The 7863-nt window shown below is 42.4% G+C and carries 7 protein-coding genes; 3 read left to right on the plus strand and 4 right to left on the minus strand.

Annotated features, from left to right (window positions below):
• The first annotated feature begins 62 nt into the window (after positions 1–62).
• From uvrB to HY805_02960, 3 genes are read left to right on the plus strand one after another with little or no spacing between them, the layout of a single operon-like run.
• Positions 63–2054, plus strand: a complete 1992-nt coding sequence (uvrB, locus tag HY805_02950; GenBank protein MBI4823173.1) for an excinuclease ABC subunit UvrB — start codon at positions 63–65, stop codon at positions 2052–2054.
• A complete protein-coding gene (gene larE / locus HY805_02955) occupies positions 2054–2827 on the plus strand; it encodes an ATP-dependent sacrificial sulfur transferase LarE (protein ID MBI4823174.1) in 774 nt (257 codons plus the stop codon). Before uvrB ends, larE begins: the two co-directional genes overlap by 1 nt.
• A 58-nt stretch (positions 2828–2885) precedes the next feature.
• Entirely contained in the window at positions 2886–4181 is a 1296-nt protein-coding gene (locus HY805_02960; GenBank protein MBI4823175.1) for a GAF domain-containing protein, read from the plus strand.
• A 38-nt stretch (positions 4182–4219) separates the two neighbouring features.
• Here the strand turns inward: HY805_02960 and HY805_02965 are convergent, their stop codons facing one another.
• The 4 genes from HY805_02965 to rmuC all read right to left on the minus strand — a co-directional run bounded on the left by HY805_02965 (position 4220) and on the right by rmuC (position 7622).
• Positions 4220–5074, minus strand: coding sequence for a UbiA family prenyltransferase (locus tag HY805_02965; GenBank protein ID MBI4823176.1), 855 nt, complete (start codon positions 5072–5074; stop codon positions 4220–4222).
• 31 nt (positions 5075–5105) lie between these two features.
• The gene (locus HY805_02970; GenBank protein ID MBI4823177.1) at positions 5106–5774 is read right to left on the minus strand and encodes a hypothetical protein; all 669 of its coding nucleotides are present in this window, start codon (positions 5772–5774) and stop codon (positions 5106–5108) included.
• A 44-nt stretch (positions 5775–5818) separates the two neighbouring features.
• Complete coding sequence (locus tag HY805_02975) at positions 5819–6097, minus strand: DUF167 domain-containing protein (protein ID MBI4823178.1); 279 nt, start codon at positions 6095–6097, stop codon at positions 5819–5821.
• A 262-nt stretch (positions 6098–6359) separates the two neighbouring features.
• Positions 6360–7622, minus strand: a complete 1263-nt coding sequence (gene rmuC / locus HY805_02980) for a DNA recombination protein RmuC (protein ID MBI4823179.1) — start codon at positions 7620–7622, stop codon at positions 6360–6362.
• Positions 7623–7863: the final 241 nt, after the last annotated feature.

The raw sequence follows: 7863 nt of genomic DNA on the forward strand, positions 1-7863 counted from the left end.
TCAAACGGCATCATAAATTGTCTCCCCCTGAAAAAGTCTGCCCTTCTGAGTTAAAATCTTATATGGGTGATTTCAAACTCACAACTTCATTTACCCCAAAGGGAGACCAGACAAAGGCAATAAAAAGCCTTACGGAAGGTATAAGAAAGGGTATCGGGCATCAGGTTCTGCTTGGAGTTACAGGCTCTGGAAAGACATTCACCATAGCCAATGTCATTGCAAATGTGAATATGCCAGCCTTGGTAATAGCCCATAACAAGACCCTTGCCGCACAGCTTTATGGCGAGTTCAAAGAGCTTTTCCCTGAAAACAGGGTTGAGTTCTTCGTAAGCTACTACGACTACTACCAGCCCGAGGCATATATTCCCCAGACCGACACATATATAGAGAAAGACGCACTCATAAACGACGACATAGACAGGATGAGACATTCTGCAACAATGTCTACACTTGAAAGAAAAGACACAATAGTTGTTGCCTCTGTGTCATGTATATACGGTATTGGCTCTCCACAGGACTATATGGACATGCATCTTCACCTTGAGGAGGGCATGCACACAAAAAGAGATGACATCCTAAGAAGGCTCGTTGAGATGCAGTATGAAAGAACAGATTCTGACCTCAAAAGAGGGACATTCAGGGTAAGGGGTGATATCGTGGAGGTCTTCCCTTCGTTTTCCTCTGACAGATGTATTAGAGTCGACTTCTTCGGAGATGACATAGATAGCCTAAAGGAGTTTGACCTGCTTGCAGGTGAAAGGATAAAACGCATCGAGAGGGTCTCGTTATTCCCAAACAGCCACTGGATAACCCCAATGGAAAGGCTTGAGCCTGCACTTAAAAACATAGAGCATGAGCTTGAACTGCACATAGAGGCTCTCCTCAAGCAGGGCAGAACCCTCGAGGCACAGAGGGTTGAGCAAAGGACAAGGTTTGACCTTGAGATGCTCAGAGAATTCGGATACTGTCATGGCATAGAGAATTACTCAAGACACTTAAGCGGAAGGGCACAGGGTGAGCCTCCCTATACATTGATTGATTATTTCCCATGGGAGTTTCTTACAGTGATAGACGAATCCCATGCAACGGTTCCGCAAATAGGCGGGATGTATGAGGGCGACAGGTCAAGAAAGCAGACCCTCGTTGACTTTGGCTTCAGACTTCCCTCTGCACTGGATAATAGGCCCCTTACATTCAGGGAATTCGAGCACCGCATCAAACAGGCAATCTATGTGTCTGCCACTCCAGGCAATTATGAGCTCGATAAATCAAAAGGCAGGGTCATAGAGCAAATCATAAGGCCCACCGGACTCGTTGACCCAAAGATGAATGTTAAGCCAGTCAAAAGACAGGTTGAAGACCTTCTCGGAGAGATTCAAAAAAGGGCAAAGAAAAACGAAAGAATCCTCGTTACAACCCTTACTAAAAAAATGGCTGAAGACCTTACGGAATATTACACAGACCTCGGTGTCAGGGCAAGGTATCTTCACTCTGACATAGATACACTTAAAAGGGTTGAGATAATCCGAGACCTTAGAATCGGAAAATTCGATGTCTTAGTAGGTGTAAATCTCCTAAGAGAAGGACTTGACCTTCCAGAGGTCTCACTCGTTGCAATATTGGATGCAGACAAGGAGGGATTCCTTCGCTCAGAGCGCTCCCTTATACAGACAGCAGGAAGGGCTGCAAGGAATGTAGGAGGAGAGGTTATACTCTATGCAGACACCATTACAGGCTCTATGGAAAAAGCACTTAACGAGACAGAAAGAAGAAGAAAGATACAGGAGGAATATAACATGAACATGGGTATCACGCCTGAGACCGTAAAGAGCAATATTAAAGACATCCTAAGCTCTATATACGAGGCAGATTACTGGACAGTTCCTATGGCAGAGGAAGAAAAGGCTCCTTATGGTGTCGATGAGGAGACATTGAAAGCCCTCGAGTTAGAGATGAAGGATGCCGCAAAAAGGCTTGAATTCGAAAAAGCCGCAGAGATAAGAGATAGGATTAAAGGCATAAGGACTAAGATGCTTCAGGTAGGAATCAAGTAATGTCAGAGGAAAGATTTAGTAACCTTATTGGGATTCTCAAGGACATGGAAAGTGCCCTTCTTGCATACTCAGGAGGGGTTGACAGCACACTTCTTCTAAAGGCACTTAGCCTTTCAGGCATAACCTGCCTTGCAGTTACCTCTAATTCCGAAACCATGCCATCGGATGACATGTTGAATGCCATTTTTATGGCTAAAGCCATGGGCATAGAGCTGAGGACTATAAAGACAAACGAGCTTGAAAACGAAGACTACCTAAGAAACCCTCCTGAAAGATGTTTTTACTGTAAGAACGAGCTTTTTAGCCTGCTTAAAGACATAGCTCAAAAAGAGGGTTATAACTTCGTAATAGATGGCTCTAATTTAGATGACCTGAAAGACTACCGTCCTGGAAGAACCGCTAATGTAAAGCATGAAATAAGAAGCCCTCTCATAGAGGCAGGCTTTAGAAAAACCGAAATAAGAGAGATTTCAAAAGAGCTTGGGCTTCCCACATGGAATAAGCCCTCCTCCCCGTGTCTTTCTTCAAGATTCCCCTATGGGATGAGGATAACCCCTGATGCCCTTAAACAGGTTGCCTCTGCAGAGGGGTTTTTAAAAAGCATGGGGTTTAAAGAGCTAAGGGTAAGGCATCTTGGAGATACAGCAAGGATTGAGCTAAAAGAAGAGGATATTGCAAGGATTCTTGAGATTAAAGCCTCGGTGGTTAAGAAACTAAATGCCTTGGGTTATAGATTTGTCTTGCTTGACCTCGAGGGACTAAGAAGAGGTTGAATTGCCTCCTTCGCTCTTTTTGATTGACATATCATGAATGTTCATGTAAATTTTAAGCGTGCATGGAAGCGGTTTAAAAGGGTCTGCAACTGTAGAGGTCAGAAACAAGCTAAGGCTTCTGAACATACTTGTCTCGTTCATACTCTTTCTACTGCTTTTTATAATAGTCAGATACCTCGAAAGCCCTCTTAAAAATTTTTTGAGGTTTCTGCCTGACCTCTCCATGATCGTAATAATGCTAATAGTATTTGTCCTTGCAGGTGTAGGGTTTTATATATCGAGACTGCTTTCAGGTCAGGTCATAAGAAGGATTGAAGACTATAGCGAAAGGCTCGACAGCCTTCTTAATCTCACAAAGGACATAAGAGAAGAGCTATATGGCGACATACTCCTTGAAAAGATAATGGACTGTTCGCTTGACATAACGAGGTCCGATGCAGGCTCCATACTTCTTATAGATGATGACAATCTCGTATTCAAGGTAGTAAAAGGCCCCAAGGCAGAAGGCCTTACAGGCAAATCCGTTTCAAAGGAAATAGGGGTTTCAGGCTGGGTGCTCAAAAACAACCAGCCTGTTACAATCTCCGATGCAACAAAGGACGAAAGATTCAACCCCCACATAGATGAACTCACAGGGTATCGGACAAACACCATGCTTTGCGTGCCTCTTAAGACAAAAACTGCGACAATAGGCGTAATCGAGGTATTGAATAAAAAACACGGCAGATACGATGAAAGGGACATCGAGATAATAAGCCATCTTGCGGACCAGGCAGCAATATCCATCGAAAGGGCACAGTTCTATGAGGACCAGCGAAACTACGAGATACACCTCACAGACATCCTGCTTGACACTATAGACAGGTTCATTCCCGAAAAGCAGGGGCACTCAAGAAGGGTTGCAAAATATGCAAATGTGATAGCAAAGGCTATCGGCATGTCCGATAAGAGAAAAAGAAGGCTTTACTTTGCCAGCCTCCTTCATGACATTGGATTTCTAAGACTGCCTGTTGAGAAGAGCTTTCAAAAAGAGGTATATACGATGCACCCTGAAGTTGGCTATGAGATGCTGAAGCCAATAACCTTTTATAAGGACATTGCTCAATATGTCCTTCATCACCATGAAAGGTACGACGGCTTTGGTTATCCGACAAAACTAAAAGGCGACAACATCCCGCTTGAATCAAGAATAATCGCCATAGCAGAGGCATTCGACTCTATGGTTAACGAGGCATCTTACAGGATTACCGTTGACACCGATGCAGGGGTAGAAGAAATCCTGAGGTATAAGGGAGCCCAGTTTGACCCTGAGCTTGCAGATGTCTTTGCAGAGAATATTAAAGGCTCCGAGTAAGAAATCCTTTCTCAAAAAACTATTCCATTGTCAAATCCCTATAGATAGCTCAACAGGGTAAATACAAACACTGTTAGGCTTATATATCCGTTCATATTGAAGAAGGCGACATTCAGCTTGCTTAAATCATTGGCTTTTATAAGGGAGTGCTCATAGATAAACAGTCCGCCTGCAATAAAAACCCCAAGCCAGTAGAAAACTTTAAGGCTAAAGATAATTCCTGTCAGAAATAGAAAATCCCAGGAGAAAAGGTGAAAGACCCTTGCACAGGTCAGCGAGGTTTTAATACCAAACCTCTTAGGTATAGAATAAAGTCCGTGTTTTCTGTCAAAGTCGATATCCTGAATCGCATAAAGAACATCAAAGCCTGAAATCCAGAAAAGCACTGCAAGCCCCAGAGGCAATGCGACTAAGGAAAACTCTCCCCTTACGGCAATCCATGCGCCAATTGGTGCAGACGAGATAGAAAGCCCTAAAACGATATGAGATAGCCATGTGAATCTCTTTGTATATGAATAAAATATAACCACTGCTATGGCTATAGGCGAGAGCTTAAGACAAAGCGGGTTAAGCATATATGCAGAGTATATAAAGAAGCCAAATGAAAAGAAAGACAAAAAGAGGGCATTTAAGACAGTGACCTTTCCTTCTGGTATTTCCCTGCCTTTAGTTCTTGGGTTAAGTGCATCCAGTGTTCTGTCGGCAATCCTGTTAAAGCCCATTGCGCCTGTCCTTGCACTGACCATTGCAATAGAAATCCAGAGCACCTGATGAAATGTCAGATGCCCTTGCCCTGCTATCAGTGCGGATGTAAATGCAAAAGGCAGTGCAAAGACAGAATGAGAAAACTTTATCATTCTCAGGTAATCGGTAACTTTTCCAAATAGAGACATTTCTTCCTTTGATAGCATACAGCCCTGCTTTTTAGATATATGCTATCTTAGAGGCAGGCTTCTTTTCAAGGGCAATAACTGGCTTCACAAAAAAACAACCTAAAACAAAAAGCAGGATGCATATGAGTCTTATAATATTTATGCCAATGCCAAATAAAGCTCCATCGATGATAAGCCCATCGCCGATTGCATAAAGTATAAACCCTATGCCCAAGATGACAAGACCGATGGATTTTTTGGTGTTAATATAATAGAGATTAAACATGGCTATGCTGATTAGGATTGAACTGTGAAAGCCAAAACTGAGTCTGCCAATTTTTTCAATCTCGTTAGCCTCGATTATATTGGATATATAAAGGAACAGATACCCTGAAAACATAAACAGAGGCACTATCCTGAACCTGACTTTGGTAGGCAGTTTATATAAGAGAAAATCCAGTGCCGATTGAAAGAGAAATACATTGGCTATAACGGAAAACATCCCTGAGAAACTCACCGAGGCAACCTCAAGCCACGAACTGCTTGCCATATAAAAACCTTCCAACCTTAACCCGAGTAAAACAGCAGTGCCTTTGCATAATGCAAAAGTAGAAAGCATATAGAAGGCATCCTCGAACACAGAAGAAGAAACCTTTAGTGCCTTCCACAGAGAAAAGAACATAACAAAAAACCCAACACCATATACCATCGTCAGTGCCATAAGAAAACTCTACAGCAGATTATTAAGGAATGCAACTAAAAGTTTTAATCGCTAACCTCTATGAGCTTATTCCTCGATGAGATGCCTTTGATAATCCTTATACTGCTTTTTTTGACATCAAATGCCTCTGAGAGGATTTCTATTAGCTGGTCGTTTGCCCTGCCTCCTTCAGGTGCTGCGGTAACCTTAACCTTTAATATCTCGCCCATAACACCTGATATGCCTTTCTTCGATGCCTTTGGCTCTACCTTTACTGAAAGTATTATCCCCTTTTTTGACCTTTTGTGAGGCAGTGTCTTAAGCTCATCGAGGATAGATGGCATTGTTATCTGTTTTGCTTTAATTTAATAGGGGGAGGGGGGGTATCTTCTAACCCATTGATTTTAAATGATTCCTGCTTTAATTTTGCTTTAACAATTAACATTAATTGACTCCTACACCTCTCTATAAACTATAGTTATATAGTAACACCTCCGAAAGCATTTGTCAAGCAAAAAATGAACTATGGTTTTAGGGGGTCTGTCATTCCTGCTTGTCCAGCTTGTCATTCCTGCTTGTCAGGAATCCTTCTTCTCCTCATCCCTGTCATTGCGAGGAATCATTACCTTCTTCGATGTCTATCAGTGTAACCTGCTCGGGCACTGGAAGTGCCTGCACATCCTTCAGCCTTCTTTCTATTGTTCGGGATTTCTTTGCCGCATCTTCAATGGTGTTACTTACAGTCTGGAGTTGTTTCTGAGTCTTCTCGAGGAGGTCGCCAAATCTGCCGAATTCGGTCTTAACCGCTCCGAGCAATGTCCATACTTCACTTGAGCGTTTCTCTATTGCCAGTGTTCTAAACCCCATCTGCAGGCTGTTTAAGAATGCCGCCAAAGTTGATGGACCAGTAACACTTATTTTAAAATCCCTTTGTAGAGTTTCAAGCAAGGTAGTTTTTCTTACAACCTCTGCATAAAGTCCTTCAAAGGGTAAAAACATGACTCCAAAATCCGTTGTGTTCGGTGGGTCAATATATTTGTCCCTTATATCTTTAGCAGACTTTTTAATCGCAGACTCTAAGGCTTTAGTAGCGTCTTCAATTCGGGTATGGTCTCCATGTTCGTATGCTTCAACCAAAGGGGTATAGTAACTCTCATGGGGAAATTTAGAATCTATCGGCAGATAAACAATCTCATCGGAGTCGTTTTTACCTGGAAGCTTAACTGCATACTCAACGCTTCCATTTTTAATACTAAGATTTCTGACATATTGTTCTGGAGCTAAAATCTGCTCTAAGATACCTCCTAACTGTAGCTCTCCAAGCACTCCTCTGGTCTTTACATTTGATAGCACCTTTTTCAAATCACCAACACCAACAGCCAGAGTCTGCATCTCCCCTAAGCCTTTGTGAACCTGTTCAAGCCTATCACTTACAAGCTTAAAAGACTCTCCTAATCTCTTTTCGAGCGTTGCATGGAGTTTTTCATCAACGACCTCTCTCATCTGGTCTAATTTCTTTGTGTTTTCCTCCTGAAGTGCTCTCATCCTCTCCTCAACAGTCTCACGCATCTTGTCTAATCTTTGTTCGTTGGTTTGAGTTAAACCGGTAAGCTGTTTTGAAAATGTATCGAGTTGGTCTTTCTGCAAGCCTGCAATATTCGTCATTTGATTTAGAAGTGAATTACTGAATGAGCTTAAACTCTCGGTTGTCTCTTTTCTGTTTTGGACTATCTCTTCTTTTAAAGCCTTTTCTATCCTCTCTTGGTTTTTCTCAACAGATGAAAGCTTGGCTGAAAGCAAAAGCCACACCACCACACCAACTACTAAAATGCCAACTATACCAACTACGACAAATAGAATCTCCACCATGACATTATAATCTCATAAGAGAAGTGAATCTTTCAAGTGTATGGGTGTGCTCCCCTCTAAAGAGGGATGCTTAAATCTTTCATATTGTTAGTGTCCTGTCCCTGTCATTGCGAGGTTCCCCCTCCGTCATCTATGAAAAAGAAAAAGCAACCTCCTTTTAATAGTCAAGAAGCAATTCCGTCCGCTTGGCTTAAAAGCCAGTCATCTATCCGCGCTCTCAGGCGCATGTTACCTTACGGCA

This window comes from Nitrospirota bacterium (assembly GCA_016207905.1).
Classification (GTDB): Bacteria; Nitrospirota; Thermodesulfovibrionia; order Thermodesulfovibrionales; family JdFR-86; genus JACQZC01.

Excerpts from the sequence above, each read along its gene's own strand:
- HY805_02975 (MBI4823178.1), bottom strand. The coding sequence starts at position 6,097 with ATGCCATCTATCCTCGATGAGCTTAAGACACTGCCTCACAAAAGGTCA.
- rmuC (MBI4823179.1), bottom strand. The coding sequence starts at position 7,622 with ATGGTGGAGATTCTATTTGTCGTAGTTGGTATAGTTGGCATTTTAGTA.
- uvrB (MBI4823173.1), top strand. The coding sequence starts at position 63 with ATGGGTGATTTCAAACTCACAACTTCATTTACCCCAAAGGGAGACCAG.
- HY805_02965 (MBI4823176.1), bottom strand. The coding sequence starts at position 5,074 with ATGTCTCTATTTGGAAAAGTTACCGATTACCTGAGAATGATAAAGTTT.
- larE (MBI4823174.1), top strand. The coding sequence starts at position 2,054 with ATGTCAGAGGAAAGATTTAGTAACCTTATTGGGATTCTCAAGGACATG.
- HY805_02970 (MBI4823177.1), bottom strand. The coding sequence starts at position 5,774 with ATGGCACTGACGATGGTATATGGTGTTGGGTTTTTTGTTATGTTCTTT.